Below are 20984 nucleotides of genomic sequence, written 5' to 3'. Positions count from 1 at the left end.
CTCAGACACCTCTTTTGTTGTGAGTGTGTAGATTAAAGTCTGACAATCACTCCTGTGCTGCTGTAAATCCCTCTTCCGCTAAATATTCTTTAGCTTCCTCAAGCGTTTCAAACGCCATCTCCAGATTGAGGTCGGCATAGATATACCATAGATCATCCTCAAGCTTTAGGGTTAGGGTTTGGCCCTCATCATTAGTCCAGAGTGTATCGGCAGTTGCCGCAGCCTTTTTCTTTCTTTTGCTGGCTACAGGAGCATCAGGAATGTAAATAGACAGTGAGGTGATGGAGGCATCCAGCAAACTCCGCAGCTCGGATTCCGAGTAGTCGCGAATATTCACGAAGCCCTTATCGTCTGTCTCGTAGCCCCGCAGTAAGCCTGCGAACACATAGCCATTACCATTTGGATGCAGGTGAAAAGCCACGGTTTTCTTATCATGCTGGCTTTCCTCGTAGTGATAGTTCACGCGCCCAAGGGATACGTTTTTGCGTTCCAGCTGGGGGTAAGAGTCGAGAATCGCTAATTTTTGTTCAAAAGTAAGCATATACAGCCTCCGGTTTTCGGTGTGATTGTGCACATGATTATACCATGTCGATGGATCGTAGACTATTTTTTTAGTCATCAAGCGGCAGAGACAGCACGAAGGTGCAGCCTTTGTCTGAGCGCTCCTCAAGCACGAGGCTTCCATTCATAGATTCGGCCAACAGACGGCTGAAGGTTAGGCCGAGTCCTAGACCACGCAGTGTGCTCTGCTTGTCGCTGCCCCGGAAGAAGGCTTCGAAGACATGCTCACTATGATTGGATGAGATGCCAAGCCCATTATCTTGAACACGGATTTCGGCAAAGCCATGACCTTGCTGCTCCAGCAGTTCTATCGTAAGCTGCACCCTTCGATCAGGAGCCTTGGCTTGTACGCTGTTATTAAGTAGATTGACGATAATCTGCTGGATACGAAGGGAGTCCCCACGCAAAAACAAGGGATTGATCGGCATATGGAGCACGGGTTCAGCAACTTCTTCCGCCTGTGTCAGCTTCCATTGATATACGATTTCGGATATCAGGGGTACGGCATCGAGTCGGTCGTGACGAACGGAAACCATTCCTGCAGTCAGGGCATTGTAATCCAGAAGGTCGGCTACCATTCGCTGCAACCTCCCAGCCTCCAGCAGGGCAATATCCAGAAATTCCACAGCTTCATCACCTTCAACGACCCCTTCGCGGACGGCATGCACCAGGCCTTTAATAGAAGTTACGGGTGTTTTCAACTCATGGGAGACTCCTGCCAGCATTACGGCTCGAGACTGCTCAAATTGCTGTAACTTGCCTGCCATCTCTTCAAAAGATATCATCAGCTCATGAATTTCCCGCTCTTTAGCATCCTTATCTAGAACGATATCATAACGGCCATGGCTGATTTGAGCCGCTGCCTCGACTACCTTCTGAATGGGTTTTGCCAGTTTACGAGATAAAAGGTAAATGGTTAGCCAACTTAAGATGATTAGAAACAGCAGCAGTATGGAGAAAAATATGATCTCCTCCTGTGGAATATGCCGCAGTGATTTTTTGGATTGCAGGACAATAACCTGTCCCAGCGTTTCGTCATTCGAATTTATGGGAGCCACAGCAGCTTTAAACTCCGGACTGCGGGAGTCGTTCAGGCTATCATTAAGCTTATATCTCATTTCCTTGTCAGTTAGAGGTGGCAGGGAGAACAGCATTTGACCTTGTTGATCGGTAATGATCACGCACATCTCTATGGTTAACTTGAAAAACCGTTTCCGGTCTTCGATCAGCTTTTCGAGATTTTGGCTGATTTCAATGGAGCCTTCCATATTTAAGCTGCGATCTGCAATCTCCTGTGCCAAAAGCCCCGCAGTCTGCAGACGATTGCTCATAGCCTCCTGACGGATCCACCATAATGTAGCTAAAGCTGTGAGGAGCAGGCCTACACTAATAATGAGCAGATAACGTATCGTCCAGTAAGAAAGGATAGAGGTACGTTTGGCGTTGTTTCTCTTTAAGTTGTCCATAATTGATATCCCGTCCCCCTTAGGGTACGGATTTCCCCCTCACTAGTAGGCCAGTGCGACAACGCTTGGCGTAGTCTTTTGATCGACAAATCTACCGCCCGGTCGCTTCCTTCATAATCCATTTCCCATACAAATTCTATTAATTGCTCACGCGTACAAATCTGATTAGGCCTTTCAGCGAGAAATAACAGCACTGACATATCCCGAGGACTAAGACTCAGCTCAGCCCCATTCAAAAAGACAGCACGTGCTGTGAAGTCGATAAACAAACTGCCATAATGCCGTTTACGGCTGCCATCTGACCACTGCGAGGGACGGCGTAAGACAGCGTTCACACGTGCCACCACTTCCTCGGGAATAAAAGGTTTAGACATATAATCATCCGCACCACCGTCGAGGCCGGCTAGCCGGTCATTGATCCCATCTCTTGCCGTCAGCATGATCACAGGGCAGCTGCTTTTTTCACGGATGAGCTTAAGCAGTTCAAAGCCGTCCATGTTTGGCAGCATGATGTCTAGTAATACTAATGAAGGAGGAGATATAGCAAAAGACTCCAGCGCAGCGCGTCCATCAGCTACACGGGTGACTTGAAAGCCTGCTTTTTTCAGATAAGCACTGAGGACCCTAGAGATGGCTTCTTCATCTTCTACAACAAGAATGGATTTCGTCAAATTGGAGTACCTCCAGTCCATAAAATTTACGACAAGTTTAACACATCATAGCCCGCTCTGCTCTGACTTCTTCCTGACATATTGCTTTGTTAGAATGAGGGACGAGCTTGAAAGCATACAGAAATTATGAATATTGGAGGGAACAGGATGAAGAGAAAAAGAATAGCCTTGATCGCTGCAGGAGTTATTATCGTAGGAGTAGTCACAGGTTATACATTACTGGATAAATCGCTGGGCAATAATGTAGAGATCGAGTCCGTGATTCCAAATCAAGCAACAACAGCAGGTGCTGGAGAGACAACAAATAACACTGGAGCATCAGCAGGGGTGGCGGTCACAGCCGAACAATTAAACGGGGATTGGACCCTTGCGGAGACCTCTAAAGTCTATTGGTCAGTGACGACCTCTAAAGAAACAGTAAACTTCGTAGACAACAAAGTTCAGGGCACCTGGAAGGTAAATATAGAGGATTCTACTTCGATGGCCGGGGAAGGGACAGTGGATATGAGCGCTCTGGATTCTGGCAATAGCCAACGGGACGAGCATGTAAAAGGAGAGGATTTTCTATCCGTTACGGAATTTCCACAATCCACGTTTGTAGTGAAGTCATTTTCGGAGCTGCCGGCAGAATGGACTGAAGGAGCAACTGTGCCTGTTGAAATGCAGGGGACGCTTACCGTAAAAGGAGTAGAAAAGGACGTCACCTTTCAGTCGCAAGCGGCGTATAGCGGGGGACAGTTGATGTTGTCGGGAACGACAACAGTAGCCTTTTCTGACTTTGGTCTAAGCAATCCCCACACCGTTGTGCTGGATACAGAAAATAATCTTGAGGTTCGCTTGGAGCTTGTGCTGACAAAATAGTAGCTCTTCCGTAAGGATAACGCTGTTGTGAATTTTATAGAGAGACTGTACTGAAGAGATTTTCCCAGGCCGTGTTGGCGTTTGGGAGAGTCTCTTTGGTTTGGAATGAATTGTATGTTTTAATAGTAGTATCTGTCGAATAACTAGCAATAGTGGAGGTGTTCTTTATGATCAAGGTGGCGGCAGCAATTATACATAATGTAGAAGGGCAGATTCTTATTGCCCGGCGGCGGCAAGGTAAATCGCAGGCAGGTCTGTGGGAATTTCCTGGTGGCAAAATAGAGCAGGATGAGAGCATCGCAGAGTGTCTGCAAAGAGAGCTTCAGGAAGAGATGGGCATCACAATCCTTCCCTATGAGAGCTTTGGCATAAACGAGCATAACTATGGAGAGATAAAGATCCAATTGATTGCTTGGAAAGCGCGGTATCAGGGAGGTGTAATTGATCTGGTGGATCACGACGAACATAGGTGGGTGCTTCCGGCTGAGCTGGGTCAGTTCATGTTTGCTCCGGCAGATCTTCCTTTTGTAGAACGCCTACTGATGGAATCAAAGCCGGATTGAAGGGAGATAGAATATAATATAGAAGAAAGGAAGAGCTTAAATGCCTGTATATGAAAAGCTAGTGCGTGACGGCATCCCCGATTTGATAGCTTCTCAAGGGAAAGATTTTAACACAAGGATATTAGAGTCCAAAGAATACATAACTGAACTACGTAAAAAATTGCAAGAAGAGTCGGAGGAATATTTTCAGGCAGCAAGTGATGAAGAAGCTTTGGAGGAGCTTGCCGATATGCTGGAAGTGATTCAGGCTCTGGCGGAGACACACGGGAGCAATAGCGTGGAGCTGGAGAAGCAACGTGCAGAGAAAGCTAAACGTCGCGGTGGATTTAAGAAGGGGATATATCTGATTGAAGTGGAAGGAGAATAACGGGGAGATTATTTTTCCGCACAAGGAGGGTAAAACGTTGTTCAAAACCAAACTGACGATGATCTTAAGCAGTGTGGTGGCCTTGATTCCTGTAGCTATTTATTTATTCCTTTATTCCAATATGCCGGATACCGTCCCGATTCATTATGATGGGAACATGGCTGATCGATTTGTAAGTAAAGCTAGTCTGGAGGTTATTTTGCAAAGCGGGCTGGGTTGTTTGGGATTCATAATCATGAAGCTTTTACAGTTCCTTTTGCAAAAAGCGTTTATTCAAAGCTCTAACGAGCACTCAGCGGCTTTGAGCAAGATCTGGAATATTGCTATTTTGGTGGTGACGGTGGTGTTTGCTGGCATCAGTTCCTATACATTCATTAGAATGGTCTGATAGAATTAAAGAGACTTAGCAGAAGGATTAGGAGGAACATGCAAATGAAAATGGACAACGCTTACAAGGTGAGATGGGGAATTATTAGCACAGGCTGGATTGCTCATCAATTTGTTACTGATTTGGCGCATGCCAGTAATGGTGTGGCTTATGCCGTTGGGTCAAGATCTCAGGAAAGTGCCGATGAATTTGCTGAAAATCATGGGATTCCGCATGCCTATGCAACCTATGAGGAATTGCTGAATGACCCGAATGTAGACGCGGTATATATTGGAACGCCGCATCCTTTTCACAAAGAAAATGCTTTAATGGCGCTGCGTGCAGGCAAAGCTGTCCTGTGTGAGAAACCTTTTACCGTAAACAGCGGTGAATTGGAAGAAGTTGTGGCCTATGCTAGAGCGCATAAGCTATTCCTGATGGAGGCGATGTGGAGTCGCTACATCCCGGCGATTGTAAAGGTTAGAGAATGGATTGCTGAGGGCAAGATAGGTGATGTTCGATTGGTGAAGGCAGATCTAGGGTTTCGTACCGACTGGAATCCGGAAGGCAGATTGCTGAATCCGAAGCTGGGCGGGGGAGCGCTGTTGGATGTGGGGATTTATCCGGTTTCTTTTGCCTCCATGGTGTTTGGACCTCATCCTGAGTCTATTTCCAGCACAGTGCACATAGGTGAGACTGGAGTGGACGAGCATTTCTCGATGCTGCTGTCATATGGTAACGGGAAAACCGCTTCGTTGAACGGTGGTATTCGTCTTAACATGTTGGAGGAAGCGCATGTGTTTGGCACAGAAGGCCGTATTATTGTAGAGGGTACATTAGTGAACCCGAAATCGGCTGCGCTTTATATAGGAGATGAGAAGATAGAGAGCTTTGTGGATGACCGTGCTTCTATTGGATATTGTTTTGAAGCGGAGGAAGTAGGACGGTGTCTTCAGGCAGGGCTTACAGAGAGTCCGGTGATGACATTGGATGAATCGTTAGCGATTCTGAAACTGCTGGATCAAGTGCGTGCACAGTGGGGGCTTAAATACCCTGGAGAGTAATTAAAATATAAATTAAACACCCCTCGGTGTAGTGCTGCACAAGTAGCTCCGAGGGGTGTTGTTATATTAACTAAGCTGCGCTAGGTCTGATTATTGGCGTTTTTGCCTGCCTGAACCCAGCCGGCCACTTCAACGGTACGCTTCGCTTGATGAAAAACAGCGTCACGGATCCGATCCTGATCTTCGATCATTTTACCGTCTCCATCTACGCTGACACTTGTTCCGTAAGGGTTGCCTCCCGCACCGAATGTGACTGGATCAGTATAACCGGGTGCTGCAACAATTGCTCCCCAGTGATACATCGAGGTGTAGAGTGCCAAAATCGTAGCTTCTTGTCCACCATGCGGGTTCTGTGCTGAGCTCATGGCGCTGACGACTTTGTTTACTGTTAGTCCTTTGCCCCAAATGCCACCGGTTGTATCAATGAACTGCTTCATCTGGGAAGCAATGTTACCGTAACGGGTTGGGGAACTGAAAATAATCGCATCTGCTTCGACTATATCTTCGGGTGTGGCGACTGGGATATCTTTTGTTTCTTCAGCTAGGGCCTTCATGGCTGGATTTGCGGCGATTTTATCCTCGGGGACCAGTTCCTGCACCTTCAGCAGTTTTACCTCAGCTCCTGCTTTTTCTGCGCTTTCCGCGGCCCATTGTGCTAGCTGGTAGTTAGTTCCTGTGGCACTGTAGTAGATGACAGCTAATTTGATTTTTGACATGCTGTAGTCATTCCCTTCGAGTGTAGTTCCATACTATTAATTACCCTAATGGTGTCTTTATAACCCAGACTGAAATCAATCTATTCGAACTGGACAGACAGGTGTCCACTTTGCCTGTGTATACTAAGTTCAATCACAGGAAATGAGGGAGAATGATGAATACTTATTTTGTAGAGAAAGCAAAAATGACCTTGGCGGGGGTTAGCATACGCACAACTAATGAAGTGGAAATGGGACCTGATGGAGGTTTGCCGCAGCTGTGGGAAACTTATTTTCAGAGTAATATTGCGGGGCAGGTAGCTACGGTAAATCCTGAGTATATCTATGCGTTGTATACGGATTATGAGAGTGATGCGAGCGGAGCGTATACCGTTGTGATCGGGCATGAAGTAGCTGAGGAGAGACATTTAGAGGGAAACCAGCTAGAGGAAAACGGGCTAGAGGAAAGCGAGCTAGAGGAAAGCGAACTAGAGGAAAACGAGCTAGAGAAAAGCGAGCTAGAGAAAAACGAGCTAGAGGAAAACGAGCTAGAGAAAAGCGAGCTAGAGGAAAACGAGCTAGAGGAAAACGAGCTAGAGAAAAACGAGCTAGAGAAAAACCAACTAGAGGAAAGTCAACTAGTGGAAAACCAACTAGAGGAAAACCGACTGGAGGAAAGCCAGTTCACCTATGCGGTTGTACCGGAGAGCAAATACATGGTTTTTACGACGAAAAAAGGTCCGGTATTTGAAGTGGTAGCGCAAGCGTGGGGGGAGATTTGGGCGTACTTTAAGGAGTCTAGGGAGGCAAGAACTTACACGGGGGATTTTGAGATTTATGATTCGCGAAATTTTGATCCTGCTGACACGCAGGTTGAGATTTATATTGCGATTGAATAGATTAGGGGAAAGATGCTTTTGTGTGCTTAGTGGGTTAAGTGCTTGAAAAGTTTTATTTTATAGGAAATTGTTTAAAGGGAAGTATTTTAGAGGGAAAAAGGGGTTTAAGGGAGTTGCTTCTGATAGTAGTACCAAGCAACTTTCGAGAGAAAGGGGGCTGCCGAGAGGTAGTCCCTTTTTCCGTTGGCGTAGCGGATACCGCGATGAAGGGGTACTTGACGGTAGAAGAGAATATAAACAAATTAAAAGAATACATACATTTGAAAAGATTATATACATCTAAAAAAATATGTACATCAGTAAAAAATAATGAACAACGACTCTTATCTCATATGGGGATGTGTTGTTAATCCTTGCTGAGGCTTGCATTTAGGCAGACGGGGGGAGACATAAGAGAAGCCCTAGAGTATATATACTTAACTAATGTGTCTGCGGAAAATTGTACGGTAAAAATCCCGTAGATTTGCTGGATTGGCAGAAGTGGCGGGGATGTACGGTAGAAATCCCGCAGAATAGCTGGATTGAGACAAAGTGGCAGGAATGAACGGTATAAATCCCGTAGATTTGCTGGATTGGGCAGAAGTGGAGGGAATGAACGGGAAATATCCCGCAGAATAGCTGGATTGAGATAAAGTGGCAGGAATGAACGGTATAAATCCCGTAGATTTTCTGGATTGGGCAGAAGTGGAGGGAATGAACGGGAAATATCCCGTAGATTTGCTGGGTTGAGCCAAAGTGGCGGAAATGTACGGTATAAATCCCGTAGATTTGCTGGATTGGGCAGAAGTAGAGGGAATGAACGGGAAATATCCCGTAGATTTGCTGGGTTGAGCCAAAATGGCAGGAATGAACGGTAGAAATCCCGTAGATTTGCTGGATTAGGCTGAGGTGGCAGGGATGAACGGTAGAAATCCCGTAGAATCGCAGGGTTAGGCGTAGGTAGCAGAGATGTACGGTAAAAATGCTCTACATCAGCTGCATAGCGTCGAATTAGTTAGAAATAAGAGCAAAAATGCTCTACATTAGCCGCATCGAGCCAAAGTAGCAAGAAAGAGAGGCAAAAGTGCCTTACATTAGCCGCAAACGCCGCTCGGACCTAGTCAAAGTTAGTTTGGTAGGGGAGCTAGTGGTACTGGTATTGTTAATGGAGTTAATGCGCTTATGGAACTGATCTAGTTGGTGAAACTAACGAGTTGATAGAGCTTGTGTAACTTTGTAACAGCTGGAGTTGGTGAAGTTAGTTAAACTAATGTGGTTGATGGAGCTAATCTAGTGGGAGAAACTAACGAAGTTGTTAGAGCTGAAGTAACTGGTGGAGTTGATGGAGTTGATGTAGTTGGCAAAGCTAGTTAGTTAAGCTAATGTGGTTGATGGAGCTGAAGTGATTGGTGAAGCTGATGTAGTGCATGTAGTGCATGTAGTGCATGTAGTGCATGTAGTGCATGTAGTGCATGTAGTTCGTTGAGTCGGCGGATCTGATGGAGTTGAGTAGAGATGCCCGATTAGCCAGCACACCAATATACAGAAATGGAGAATGCCAAATGGGAAAACAATTTACCGCTATACTACCAATACATGAAGAGTTTATTCTTCGGCAGCACCTTTTTTTCGTAGGGTCGGCGCCGCTTTCAGAAGATGGGCATGTTAACCTTTCGCCGAAGGGGCATGATTGTTTTCGGATTTTGTCTCCTAATCAGGTGGCCTATCTAGACATGACTGGCAGCGGTAATGAGACGAGCGCGCATCTGCTGGAAAACGGAAGAGTGACGGTTATGTTTTGTGCGTTTGAGGGGACGCCTAACATTTTAAGGCTGTATGGAACAGGGGCTGTGATTTTGCCTGAATCAGCAGAATGGGAAGCACTGTCCCCTATGTTTACATCTCTGCCTGGAGCCAGACAGATCATTTTGATAGATGTTCATAAAGTGCAGACTTCCTGCGGATTTTCGGTTCCATTCATGAATTATGCGGGTGAGCGAGATACGTTGCAGCGTTGGTCTATCCAAAAGGGCGAGGCAGGTCTGAGAGAATATAGGGGAGAGAAGAACACTAAGAGTATAGACGGGCTACCCACACCTCTTGGACAAAAACTGACTAGACAGGATCTCCCATACTCATGACCAATAGAAGGAACATACAACCCATAGGATTATTCACCCAAGACGCTAGAAGCTTCCCGCGACTTTCAAGGTAGTTCACCCAAGTTGCTAAAGTTTCCCGCAACTCTCAAGGTCGTTCACCCAAGTCACTAGAAGCTTCCCGCGACTCTCAAGGTAGTTTCCCGCAACTCTCAAGGTCCTTCATCCAAGTCGCTAGAAGGTTCTCACTACTCCCAGGGTCGTTCACCTAAGTCGTCAGAAGGTGACACCCTACACTCAGAGTTGTTCACACAACCCGCTAAACTTATCTCACTACTAATCATGGTCGTTCACTTGTCGACATAGGTTATGCCACCGTCACTATATTGAATCTCACCCACCACACTACTAACTTCACATATTCATAATAAGTAATCCCGAAATCCCGAAATCCCGTAATCCCGTATCCTGCATTCCATAATCCCTACCGCCCAAAGCTCATGCTACCCACGGATTCCACTATAAACACAGGAACATATTGCTCGCCTATGTCTGTTCCAACAAGCTCATATCCATTCTGATATTGGCCACTAACTAACGCGTTACCTGTAACGGAACCCACTTCTCCGTGGAGCAAAATATAAATCCCATCCGAGTAAGCAAGACTATTACCGAAGTTATCTACGACGATTTCACCATGAAAAGAGACCTTTTCAAAAGGATGAGTGGTCAGATCCGCAGCTGAGATTACAGCATACTCCTGAACAATCTCCGCGAATTGATAGATGCCGTCTACTTTACGGTAAAGTGCCGTTTGCCCGTCAACACCGTCTCCAAGATCCGCATTAGGCACGAAAATAGAGTCATCGGACTGCAGTTCATAACCATCGCCAGCTATTGAAAATAACTGCGAAATACCATTCGATTTCATCTCATATGCTGTGAAAAGGGTGCGTCCACCTTCAACCTCAGATTGGGCTAAAACCACAGGTACACCTGAAGAGGTTGCCAACTGTTCATTAAAAGTAAGACTGCGCAGACTCTCGAAGCGTGGCAAGCTGTTTCCGGTTAATGTGACCACATTGTCGTCGTTATTCATCGCAGCATAATAGAGCACGCCACTGTTATCCGTCCCGGCGACGATCACTTTTGTGCCCGATAGTCCTTTGCGGGAGATGACGTTGTCGTATTTGTCTTGCTCTTCACCGCCAGGAAGGAGGCGAACAGGCTCAGCGATATTCCAGGCCAGCCTAGCAGCGGCAATGTTTGTCGAAGTATCCTCTAGCGGAGCAAGCTCTCCGTATAATTGTATCGCCTCAGCATATTGACCTTTAGTAGTCAGACGTTTGGCATTTTTTAGTAGCTTAGTCTTACTAGTATCGATCAAAGTCAGCACCTTGGATGAAGTGACACCTGCCGATCCTGCAAAATTACGATAAGCTACAGCATGCCCAGCAAAAGCTGTGATATTGTCACCTTCGAGATCTTTGTTCAAGATGATCTTCCCGCTGCTTTCTGCTTGTTGAAGTACCCAAGGAGCTTCGTAATTATGCTGGCTATAAGCACTCATCAGGGACAGGGTGCTTTCCAGCATGCCGGTAAAGTTTCCTGCTCCTGCTAAGGATTTTAATATAGCTGTATCATGGCTTTTAAACTTTGAGGCTAGTAAATCCTCTTTGGAAGCTGCACTTCCATAATAAGCATCAGGAATCTGCAAAAGATTCCATTTGAAGTTCTCTTCATTACTCACCCCTCCGCTCTGGTTCTGGGCAAGCTCGGCAAGGAACTGCTCCTTAAACTGACGGAAATAAGAGGTGAACTGGTCTGAAATGCCTGAGGCCGACGATAACTGGCGATAATAGGATTCATAGGGGCCGTCTGGCTTCATATATGTAGCTTTTAAACTGAGCAGAGCTTGATAGCTCTTCATAAATCCGGCAAAATCCTTAGTCGCTGCTTCCTCCTTAGTAGAGGCTACCAAAACATTCAGAACTTTGCGGATATCTGTGATTGGAGCTAATTCATCCAGACGCTTTGCGACTCTTTCTTCCAAGTAATGAATAGAATGGTTGGCCGCTGCTTGGCGGTACTGATTCTCTGCATTAATCAGATCCCCAGCAGCGTAGAGACGGTCGGCTTCTTTGGTGATTTGTATTTTATCTGCGATGAGAAAAATCTTCTGTCCAAGCAGCACAAGCATGCATATACACAAAATGATCATAAAGTTTCGCAGGGTTATTAATTGTTTGAACGTCATATAGAGTAGCCTCTTTTTTCAAAATATAAGAAAGCCTAAGAAAGTATAAGTTTTACAGTATACATCATCCTTATATTTCTGTGAGAAACGGTTGGTTATCATCAATAAGGGTGATGTTTGCTTTATATTGGCTCATCTTAGCTTTCAGGTCTATTGGACCTCCGGGTCCCAGCGATATTTGGCTTCACGAATGTCAGCTACCCTGAGGTCTAAGCCGTTCCAAGGTTCATGGGGATTCGCAGCAATGAGTTTGGACAACCGCATAAAACGGTCTTTGGGCAGATCTTGCACGTATCGGCCAATCATATTGGAGTAGAGCAGGGCATAACGCTTCATTCTTACCGCCGCTCCCGCAACGCTCGTAAGGATGGTTAAGCCGTTAGCCATCTGGCGAATCTCCACTTCATAGTTCTTCACGTAGCGTAGTGTGCGATCCTTAATGAGATCGGGACGGACTTTAGCGATCTCGCCGATATATTCGGCTAGCAGTGGTTCGAAGTCTTTTAGAAGAAGCTGCTCCAGTTCTAGATCCATATCCTTGCGGAGTAAAAATCCATGCAGCAAAGCCACTCGCTGCCGCGCGATCCGGTCGCCGCGAAGCAGGATGGAGAGCTCGCGCAGCTTCTCATAGGCAAGAACATCATCCTCACGGAGTACGGAGACAGCTTCCTGACGGTTGACCTCCAGCCCTTCCTTGATGATGCCGATCCCACGACCAAGCAGCTCATTGAGAGAACGAAGATTCTCGTTCTGCCTTACTTTTCGCTGCGTATAGTACAATAGTCCAGCAAGCACAAGACCCCCGGCACCACACAATATCATTTGTTGGATGCTATTTCCAAAATAGACAGAGGCTAGTGTGAGCAGTAAGATGAATAGTAGACGGGTATGCATCTTCCGTCTGGCTAGTGATGCTGCGTGCTGCTTTACAGCAATAAGTGAGGCTCTGCCACATTTGCTACAGCGGTCTTCGCCAAGAGCGGTATACCGTCCGCAGTGGCGACAGATGCGCAGCTTGTCATAAGCGTAACGAGGGGCCTTAAAGGGCCGGAAGGTAACGGGTCTTTTCTTATTCACGGCCTTTATCGCCTCCGTTCAAAGCGGCTAGCAGTCGATCGTTAATATCATCACGTGTCAGTGGTTTGCGCTGATGTGCGGCATAAATGGAAATCTGAATTACGGCAATTAGGAACGTAATCCCAAGAATGACGTATGAAATCATGGAACAATCCTTTCTCATGGACGCTCTGCAGTCCAGATGGCTTTTAGAATGATAATCTTCTATGCATCAATGCACTGGGTCCGGCGGTCCTAAAGTTGAAGTTTACAAGGTTTAATTATATCATAATGGCATGCTATTTACAGATTTTAGCGATAGTGCTGAACCTGTCATATGTGCCTAATATAACACAAGAGGAGCCCTATTTATGCTTCGTAAATATCAAAGTATTAGAACAACCAAGACTCTCTTTCTACGTATCTTTCCGGTATTGCTCCTGGCTCTTTGTCTAGCTGCCTCGCCTTTTGCAGCTGTTAAAGCCTATGCAGCAACGTCGGCGCAATCTCACATTGATGCTGTGCTTCTTATTGATGTCAGCAACTCCATGAAGACTAGTGACAAGAACAAAATCGCCAACGAAGCGATGAAAATGTTCATAGATATGTTATCCACCCAAGGTGATAAAGTAGGTATTGTTGCCTATACCGACAAGGTGCAACGGGAAAAGGCTCTGCTGCAAATTAGCTCGGAGAGCGATAAGCAGGATTTGAAGGATTTTATTGATGGTTTGGACCGAGGAGCTTACACCGATATCGCTATTGGCGTAGAGGAAGCTGTGAAGGTTCTGCAGAATGGAAGTGACCCTTCCCATGAGCCTATCATTGTAATGCTCGCTGACGGCAATAATGATTTCAACAAAGCGACAGGCCGGACGCAAAGTGAATCAGATAAAGAGCTGAAGGCGGCCGTTGAGGTTGCCAAAAAGAATGGCTATCCCATCTATACCATTGGACTTAATGCAGATGGCAAGCTGAATAAACAAAGCCTCGCCGACCTGTCCAATGAGACAGGTGGTAAAGCATTTTCGACGGACTCAGCAGATGATCTGCCGCAAATCCTGAGTGAGATTTTTGCCAGCCATTTGAAGCTGAAGGTAGTGCCTGTGCAGTCGATTACTGCAAATGGCGATTATCAGGATGTGACCGTCAACGTGCCTAACGGCAGTGTTTTGGAAGCCAATATCTCAATTATGTCTTCACAGCCTGTGACAGCGAAATTAACGGACCCGTCAGGGAAAGAAGTTGCGATCCCCTCAAACAATGTCCTGCTGTCCAAGTCTTCTACTTATAGCTTGATTAAGCTACTGTCACCGCAGGAAGGAGATTGGAAACTTCAGGTTAAAGGTGTGCCAAAGGATAAGATTGATATTAATCTAGTCTTTAACTATGACTTGGAGCTTAAGATCGATGCGCTGCCATCAGCAACCTATAAAAAGGGTGATAAAATCGACATCACCTCGCATCTGTTCAGCAACGGTACTCAGGTAACACTCAGTAATTTGTATCAAGATATGAAGGCGGTACTGCTTGCTACAGATATCGATACAGGTGATGTGCAAGAAATCGAACTGGATAACTCCGGAGCTGTCTTCAAGGGTACATTTGAGGTAAAAGAAAGCCATAACTACGAGTTGAAGGTACGGGCAGAGGAAAGCAGCTTTTATCGGGAAAGTGCACCTGTCCAAATCAGCGCGAAGACAGGCGGAGCAGCAACAACAGCACCTTCTACAGGGACTGGCAATGAAGAACCCCTGAAGGAAGCTTCATCCAAAACCCTGTATTACATTATAGGGGGCATTCTTTTAGTGCTGGCAGCTGGTGCAGCATGGTATGTGCTGAATAAGAAATCGGCACGTGGTTTTGTAGGACAGCTGGTAGTAGAGGTTAAAGACAGCAATACGGGTGAGAAGACCTACCCACAATATAAGAAGCTTGCAGGCTTCAAGGGCAAGTTCACCCTTCATCAGCTGCTGCAATTGGCGCCTGAACTGAAGGAGAGCGAAAGTGTTATTTTCACACCGGCTAAGAATGACCGATTGCTGTTACGCAGCGGAGAAGGTGTTACTGTGGAGAGATCCGGACGTGCTGCGGATGCTTCGCGTGGTCTTGAACTGAAGAGTGGGGACCGCGTTTCAGTATCTCTACAGACGGTAGATAAGACGATTTATCTGGAATATTTAGTATAGTAGGCAATGGCAATGTATGCCGCAGAAACAGTTTTGCTGCAAGATATCTGAAGTACAGCTTCCGCAAAACTTTTAGGAGGATAAGCATATGAAACCAGTAGTAAGAGAGCATATACAGCAGTTGGATGTATCACTAGGCGGCGGGATTGTCAGCGATAAAATCAGGGTGGATACGATTGATAATCCGATCCTGATCATTGGACTAGGCGGCACGGGCATTGATGCCCTGCTGCGTCTTAAATATCAGATTAACCGCCGCTTTAAGCTGCCGGAGGATCCAATATCCAAGAAGAAACGGGACAAGCCGGATAATGTGGAATTTCTAGCTTTTGAGACGAATGAACAGGATCGCGGAAAAAAATACAAAGGCATTGGGCTGGACCCGCAAAATGAATTTGTACTGTTGGCGAATGCTGAAATCGGCGGACTGCTACAGAACCGTAGTATTCTCGATTCTTATATTACAGATTGGCTGTCACCTGAGTTAAGTATCACAGATGGTATGAATGGTGCTGCTGGTGTGCGGCAGGCTGGACGTCTGCTTTTGTTCACCAAGATTAATCAGGTTGTAGGTGCGATTGATAAGAAGATCAAGACGTTATCCGTAGGCACTAACAAAAAGCTGATGGTCTTTCTGCTGACAGGTCTGTCGGGCGGTACAGGCAGTGGGGCTTTCTTGGATATTGCCTATATCGTGCGCGGTATTATTGAACGTGACTATGGATCAGCCGGCATTGACCGTGTGAACACACTGGGTTATCTCTTTACACCTGACGTGAACCTGTCTAATAAAAGTCTAAGTGAGCACACGCGTGAATATATTCGCAAGAACGGTTATGCAGCGCTAAAAGAGCTGGATTACTGGATGAATGTGGACAGTCGTGGTGAGCGATTCCAGCAGCAATACGGTAATATTTTGACGGTAAATTCACCGCTGCCTCCATTTAATCTATGTCATTTGATCTCTGCAACGAATACCGAGGGTAAGCTGCTGGAGAATGCGTACGATTACTGTATGAACGTAACGGCGGAGAACATCACGAACTTTATGGCGAGTGAAGAAAAACAGTCTGGTGAAGAATTCGCCATCCATGACTATATCAGTAATATCCGCACCAACATTGCGCAGATGAACAAGACCTACCCAGCTAACTATGAATACAACATTATCGGTGCCTCGTCTGCTGTGCTTCCGATTGAGGAAATGACGACTTACCTGGCTTTCCGCTTGTTTGATAAAATGGAAAAAATGTTCCAGCAGGCCCCTGGTCAAGAGGATGTAGAGAAATTCGCACGTAAGCTGGGGATTGATCTCGACAGTATGATCAAGACGTTTGAATCCCGTGTGCCTGAGCCGTTGCCAGGCTACGAGAACAGCGAACGCTTGAGCCATGCCAATGTTGTTAAGAATCAAGTGGTAAGCATGGATACAGAGCTGGAGCAGAACTTCCTGGCTCGTGCCCGTGAAGAATATATCAAATCGAAAAAGCAGTTGCCTGGCGAAATTGTGGGACGTTTCAGTGAAGAGCTGGAGCGCATCTTCCTGCACCCAGAGCAAGGGCCATTCTACGTTTCCCGCCTGCTGTATACCGAGAAGGGCTTCTGTATTTTGAAGCTGATTCAGTCTTATATTGAGGCTTTACGTGAAAGCTTGTTGCGTTTGCCACGTGATATTGAGACGGCTCAGGACAGTGCGGATGAGAAGCTGAGCGATGCCCGCAGTGCTTTTGTATCCAAAGAGAAGAAGAAAAATGCCTATATTGAGGCTAAAATCAATGAGTATTGGCTGCATGCCGATGTAGAACGCACTGAGCAAATGATTCAATTTTACGAGGACTTATATGAGCTCTTAAACGATGAGAACAGCCGGATTTACGGTGTGTTTACAGAGATTCTTAGTGCGCTTAGCTCGATTTTTGCCAAGAATGGGGACATCCTTATCAATGGCGCAGAGCAGGCAGACTATAAAGGAAACAAAACTTATTATTGGAACATTGTTAACGTGCCGGATATTTCGGCGACCATCTCCAAGATCATGGATCAGAAGGACGGCGACGACCTGATTCGCGACTTCACCCGTGAAATGCTGAAGCATTCCGGACGTTGGGTCAAAGAGCAGGAGATTGATATCGTCCGCTCGATTTCGGAATTCCTTAGCGATAAGTTTGGGGATCTGATTACCCGTTCGATGGAGGATTTCCTTGTGATGAAATTCGGCCATGAAGAGCCGCTGGATAAATTCGTTGAGCGGATTATTGCCGGTAAATTGGACGAAGAGGCTGTGCCTACCTTCCACCTTAGCAATAGCTCGGGCAGCTTGCATTTCCCATCATGGGGTTTCGTTTCCGTGCCTGTTAAAGCGCCGGGTATCCTAAAAGGGATTCGTAATTATCAGAATAATGCGCTTGGCAAATCGCAATTTACGATCAAGGAAAGCCAAGTGAAAAACCGTATTTTCTGGCTTAACACACGTAACGGTGTGCCACTTTTCGTATACACGCCGCTGCGGGTGTTTGAAGAGAACTATGAGCGGACCATTCTCGACAAGGAAGGGATTGGTCGCCATCTCGTGATGACGGATAAGAACAACTGGACGTATCTGCCTTCTCCGATTCCGGAAAAATCATGGGGCGACACTTACGTCAATTCTCGTGTACGTGATTATAACGCTAGAGTGCGTGCAGACTTTGCAAAAGCGCTGGCAAGTGGAGTCATTATTGAAAAAGGTGTAGATGAGAACACAAGTAACAGATATTCTGTTGTGTTCACCAAACCTTTTGATCTGGACGCAATTTTGAGTGGTTTCGATATGCAACTGCAATCCACACGCCCGAATCTCGGTGAAGTGAAGAAGGCGGTTGATGAGCTGAAGAGTCTGCGTGAGAAGGGCTTGGAGCGCGAAGGCATTAAAGATATCTTTGGCAGCATCAACAAGGACATGGCGCAGGAGAATCTCATTCGTTCACCGCAGCTGATTTCACGTGTTCGTGTGGAGTTGGCCAAATATGCTGAACTGACTGCCAAAGCCGCTGAGCTTGAAGGTGTGCTTCATCAATATCTGGACGAAGATAAGTGGATGGATCAGTTCATTGAAGCTTTGTATACGGACAGCATTATCAAAAAAGGCGCACTCTACGTTTATGACCGTGATGAAGAAGAGGACGCTTGGGAGCCGTTTGCTAATTTGATGAAAGAGCGCAGCTACGTAGAGTATGCCGTGTATCGGCACTTCCGGGAGCTGGATGAGAAGAGCCGCAGCGTACTGCTGCGTAAGGCAGCGCGTCGTGCAGGTGAAATGACTGCCGCTGAAGACGTTACCCCGCTGCTCTATAAGCTGGAAGGACTGTATGTATCATTCCTGGAAGCACGCGACAGCTTGGAGTACGAACGGGTTGAGTATGAGAGCGGCGATGAGATGTACGGATTCTACAAGAGCATGACTAGCAAGCTCGGCAGTATCCGCAGAAAGTTGAAATAGGCCTATGATCAAAACACAGGCATTATCTTATGGTGAACAATATGCGGTACAGGAAGAGGCACAGCGCAGCAAAGGGGATGGACGCAGCAGCATCCATTACCCTGCCCTGTTTCTGTTCGTAGGCGACAAGGTTGCTCCGGCCATCGGTCCGGTGCTGGATAGCTGCGAACGAAAATGGGATAACGCCGGCGGGGTTATGGCATTACATGCTGTGTCAGGTGCGGAAAAAGAGGGAACAGACGGAAGCAAAAGTAGATCTGATGCGGGAGGAAAAGACCGGGTGCTGGCCATGGCTTTGCCGGAAACGGCAGGGTCAGATCCACGCACTGTGCGTCATGAACTTTACCGCAAGTTTCATGAGGATACACGTTATCTTGCTGAAATGAATAAAGTTATCCGGCGGCTGAGCAACAGTATAGCGGATTATGGACGTCTATATTCATCTTTTGACGTCATCCATCTCTCTATCATTACGCGGGTTGATGATCCGCTTAATGTATTGCTGCCGGAAATTACACTGCTGGCTCGTGCTGTACTCGGCCAGTCCTTCAAGTCCGTACAGACAGATCTCTACGCTCTGATCAATGAGCGGGAGCAAGGGGATAATTTTGGATATTCCAGCTCAGTAGGGCTGGCTTTTCTGCGTGAATTGGACAGAATGCAGGCTACGGACTATAAGTTTAATGCGCCGTTACTTGTGACGGAAGACGGTCTGTCGATTCCAGTTGGCCATGGTCCTTCCGCATTATTTGACCTTGTGTATCTGCTCTCCGATAAGAATGAGCGCGGTATGATGTCTGCACACGGTATGGATGACAACTACGAGATTATTTCTCATATTAGTCTGCTCAAAAATCGGGTCCGCCCGGCTTCTGATCAGGCTACTGGTCATGGCGGATATAACAATATGACCTTCAAAAGCGGCATCAGAGGCAGCACTGGAAGACAAGGCTACGCCTCTGCTGGCTTTTCCGGGGTAAGAAGACCTAATGTTCAAATTGCTTTGGCAGTGCTGTATCATGCGTTCCGGCGGCTTGTCTCCGATATGCGTGAGGGCAGTTCGTGGACTATACGTGAACGGCAGGCGTTGTTAGGGCTGGACCCTGACAGCTTGCGGGAACACGCGGTACAGCTACTTCCGGAGAAAGACGGCCTGAATGAAATGACGGGTTTAATGAGTCACGGACGCCCTTCCTATAATGAACTGAAGCAGCTGTCACTTCGTGAAGCTGAACGGCAGTTGTTCGGTGAAGGGGGCGAAGCTTATTTCCGCAATAACTTTGTGGCAGAGTCAAACCGGAGAGTAGAGGGAATGAATCCATTACGCCAATGGCGCACTATGCTGGCGGCACAGGAAACATCTACGCCTGCGGTAACCTTTTATCAGCTTGCGGAGTGGACGGCAGATCGTGATGAAGCCGGAAGTGTGCTCCATCTTTTACGTCAGCATATGGCAGGCTTGCGTTCCGCGATTCTCTCCATGCAGGAGGAGCTTGAGGATCTTTATGCAGAAAGCGTGGAGCGCCAGCCGTTCCAGCGTGTGCCGCTTTTTGACAAAAGAACAGTACGTAACTTCATTCATTACTTATTTTCAGCCGTATATGGCAAAAAATATGAACTATTGGGCCTAGAAAGTGAGTTTGCCCTATGCAGTCGTTTGGAATCTGCACTTGAGCAGCTTCATATGGAAAATATGGCTCGTGTGAAAGCTATGGAGACTTTGGAGGAAGAATTGCGTATTACTGTTATGGACAGCATTGGGCGAACAAACGAAACAACGGGCCAGAACGTAATGGAATACTACCGCGTAGTCACAGAAGAAGTGATGAAGGATATCGAAACCCGGCGTGGACCTGGAATATTCTTCAGTGAGAAGTACATGGGCAGTATCTCCAAGCTCTTAGAACAAGGGAAAGAAGCTGTGATTGAGCGTTTGATTGATATTTGCCGCCGGGAGCTGCTGACAGCAGAACCTTTCAATTTATCTTTTGAGGAAGAGCTTCTGCGGCGTGCAAATGTTGCGGCAGCCTATGAGAATCGTCAGGTTCTATCGAGGGAAGAGCTGTTCAAGCGCTTGTATCATAATTTGGAAGAGGGCGCGGCCATTAATGTTCGGCTATTCGAATATACGCAAGAGCATCGTCATGAGGAGAAATATTTCTTCGGAGACAGTTCATCAGAATTCCTACGCTACGCATTTGGAGTGGATGAGACAACTCGGATTTACCGGTTAGGATTCGTGCATGAGCAGCGGAGGAGCGGAGTGGAGAAGCTCAACCTGATGGGCGGCTTTCATTTAGAAGACCTGCTCTATTATCGCAACGGTAAGGTCTATTATGAGACTTATGCTCAGAATGGCTATCAGCTCCATGGGCTGAGTGAAGATCAGCTTCCTGAGATGCGCTGATGGCG

Annotated in this window: 17 protein-coding genes; 10 read left to right on the top strand and 7 right to left on the bottom strand. The window is 46.6% G+C overall.

Annotated elements, in window-relative coordinates; translation table 11 throughout:
* Positions 1–46 precede the first annotated feature (46 nt).
* The 3 genes from MHH49_RS05370 to MHH49_RS05360 all read right to left on the bottom strand — a co-directional run bounded on the left by MHH49_RS05370 (position 47) and on the right by MHH49_RS05360 (position 2719).
* Positions 47–541 carry a hypothetical protein gene (locus MHH49_RS05370; protein WP_036680791.1) on the bottom strand — a complete coding sequence of 165 codons (495 nt, stop codon included), beginning with the start codon at positions 539–541 and terminating at the stop codon, positions 47–49.
* 70 nt (positions 542–611) lie between these two features.
* Positions 612–2027 (bottom strand): HAMP domain-containing sensor histidine kinase, encoded by a 1416-nt coding sequence (locus MHH49_RS05365; protein ID WP_341137960.1) that lies wholly within the window; start codon positions 2025–2027, stop codon positions 612–614.
* Positions 2015–2719 (bottom strand): response regulator transcription factor, encoded by a 705-nt coding sequence (locus tag MHH49_RS05360; RefSeq protein WP_036680796.1) that lies wholly within the window; start codon positions 2717–2719, stop codon positions 2015–2017. The genes MHH49_RS05365 and MHH49_RS05360 overlap by 13 nt, the downstream gene beginning before the upstream one ends.
* A 126-nt stretch (positions 2720–2845) precedes the next feature.
* On the opposite strand from MHH49_RS05360, the gene MHH49_RS05355 reads away from it, so the two are divergent.
* From MHH49_RS05355 to MHH49_RS05335, 5 genes are all read left to right on the top strand, one after another.
* Positions 2846–3559, top strand: a complete 714-nt coding sequence (locus MHH49_RS05355) for a YceI family protein (RefSeq protein WP_038568856.1) — start codon at positions 2846–2848, stop codon at positions 3557–3559.
* A gap of 167 nt (positions 3560–3726) precedes the next feature.
* Positions 3727–4122, top strand: a complete 396-nt coding sequence (locus MHH49_RS05350) for a (deoxy)nucleoside triphosphate pyrophosphohydrolase (RefSeq protein ID WP_036680800.1) — start codon at positions 3727–3729, stop codon at positions 4120–4122.
* A 40-nt stretch (positions 4123–4162) separates the two neighbouring features.
* Entirely contained in the window at positions 4163–4489 is a 327-nt protein-coding gene (locus MHH49_RS05345) for a nucleoside triphosphate pyrophosphohydrolase (RefSeq protein WP_076274911.1), read from the top strand.
* A gap of 37 nt (positions 4490–4526) precedes the next feature.
* The gene (locus MHH49_RS05340) at positions 4527–4877 is read left to right on the top strand and encodes a DUF1648 domain-containing protein (RefSeq protein WP_143763708.1); all 351 of its coding nucleotides are present in this window, start codon (positions 4527–4529) and stop codon (positions 4875–4877) included.
* 44 nt (positions 4878–4921) lie between these two features.
* Positions 4922–5920 carry a Gfo/Idh/MocA family protein gene (locus MHH49_RS05335; RefSeq protein WP_081383821.1) on the top strand — a complete coding sequence of 333 codons (999 nt, stop codon included), beginning with the start codon at positions 4922–4924 and terminating at the stop codon, positions 5918–5920.
* Between the two features lie 80 nt (positions 5921–6000).
* Here MHH49_RS05335 and wrbA read toward each other — a convergent pair whose 3' ends face one another.
* Positions 6001–6636, bottom strand: a complete 636-nt coding sequence (gene wrbA / locus MHH49_RS05330; protein ID WP_076296138.1) for an NAD(P)H:quinone oxidoreductase type IV — start codon at positions 6634–6636, stop codon at positions 6001–6003.
* A gap of 152 nt (positions 6637–6788) precedes the next feature.
* On the opposite strand from wrbA, the gene MHH49_RS05325 reads away from it, so the two are divergent.
* Entirely contained in the window at positions 6789–7514 is a 726-nt protein-coding gene (locus MHH49_RS05325) for a GyrI-like domain-containing protein (protein WP_341137959.1), read from the top strand.
* 1541 nt (positions 7515–9055) lie between these two features.
* Positions 9056–9634 (top strand): pyridoxamine 5'-phosphate oxidase family protein, encoded by a 579-nt coding sequence (locus tag MHH49_RS05320; protein WP_038568865.1) that lies wholly within the window; start codon positions 9056–9058, stop codon positions 9632–9634.
* Positions 9635–10076: 442 nt separating this feature from the next.
* On the opposite strand, the gene MHH49_RS05315 is transcribed toward MHH49_RS05320, so the two are convergent.
* The 3 genes from MHH49_RS05315 to MHH49_RS05305 all read right to left on the bottom strand — a co-directional run bounded on the left by MHH49_RS05315 (position 10077) and on the right by MHH49_RS05305 (position 13071).
* On the bottom strand, positions 10077–11849 hold the full coding sequence (locus MHH49_RS05315) for a hypothetical protein (protein WP_341137958.1): 1773 nt from the start codon (positions 11847–11849) through the stop codon (positions 10077–10079).
* A gap of 150 nt (positions 11850–11999) precedes the next feature.
* Positions 12000–12926: a hypothetical protein gene (locus MHH49_RS05310; RefSeq protein WP_038568869.1), complete on the bottom strand. Its 927-nt coding sequence runs from the start codon at positions 12924–12926 to the stop codon at positions 12000–12002.
* Positions 12919–13071 carry a hypothetical protein gene (locus tag MHH49_RS05305; RefSeq protein ID WP_155986556.1) on the bottom strand — a complete coding sequence of 51 codons (153 nt, stop codon included), beginning with the start codon at positions 13069–13071 and terminating at the stop codon, positions 12919–12921. Before MHH49_RS05305 ends, MHH49_RS05310 begins: the two co-directional genes overlap by 8 nt.
* A 205-nt stretch (positions 13072–13276) precedes the next feature.
* Here MHH49_RS05305 and MHH49_RS05300 point away from each other — a divergent pair, with 205 nt between their 5' ends.
* The 3 genes from MHH49_RS05300 (at position 13277) to MHH49_RS05290 (ending at position 20979) form a co-directional block, all read left to right on the top strand.
* Positions 13277–15094: a vWA domain-containing protein gene (locus MHH49_RS05300; RefSeq protein ID WP_036680809.1), complete on the top strand. Its 1818-nt coding sequence runs from the start codon at positions 13277–13279 to the stop codon at positions 15092–15094.
* Between the two features lie 88 nt (positions 15095–15182).
* Positions 15183–18572, top strand: coding sequence for a tubulin-like doman-containing protein (locus tag MHH49_RS05295; protein ID WP_341137957.1), 3390 nt, complete (start codon positions 15183–15185; stop codon positions 18570–18572).
* 4 nt (positions 18573–18576) lie between these two features.
* Positions 18577–20979: a transcription initiation factor TFIID gene (locus tag MHH49_RS05290; RefSeq protein ID WP_341137956.1), complete on the top strand. Its 2403-nt coding sequence runs from the start codon at positions 18577–18579 to the stop codon at positions 20977–20979.
* The last annotated feature ends 5 nt before the right edge of the window (positions 20980–20984 follow it).

Source organism: Paenibacillus sp. FSL F4-0122 (assembly GCF_038002845.1).
GTDB classification, from domain to species: Bacteria; Bacillota; Bacilli; order Paenibacillales; family Paenibacillaceae; genus Paenibacillus_AQ; species Paenibacillus_AQ odorifer.
Note: the sequence above shows the minus strand (reverse complement) of the source record. Positions and strands in the feature narration are given on the sequence as shown.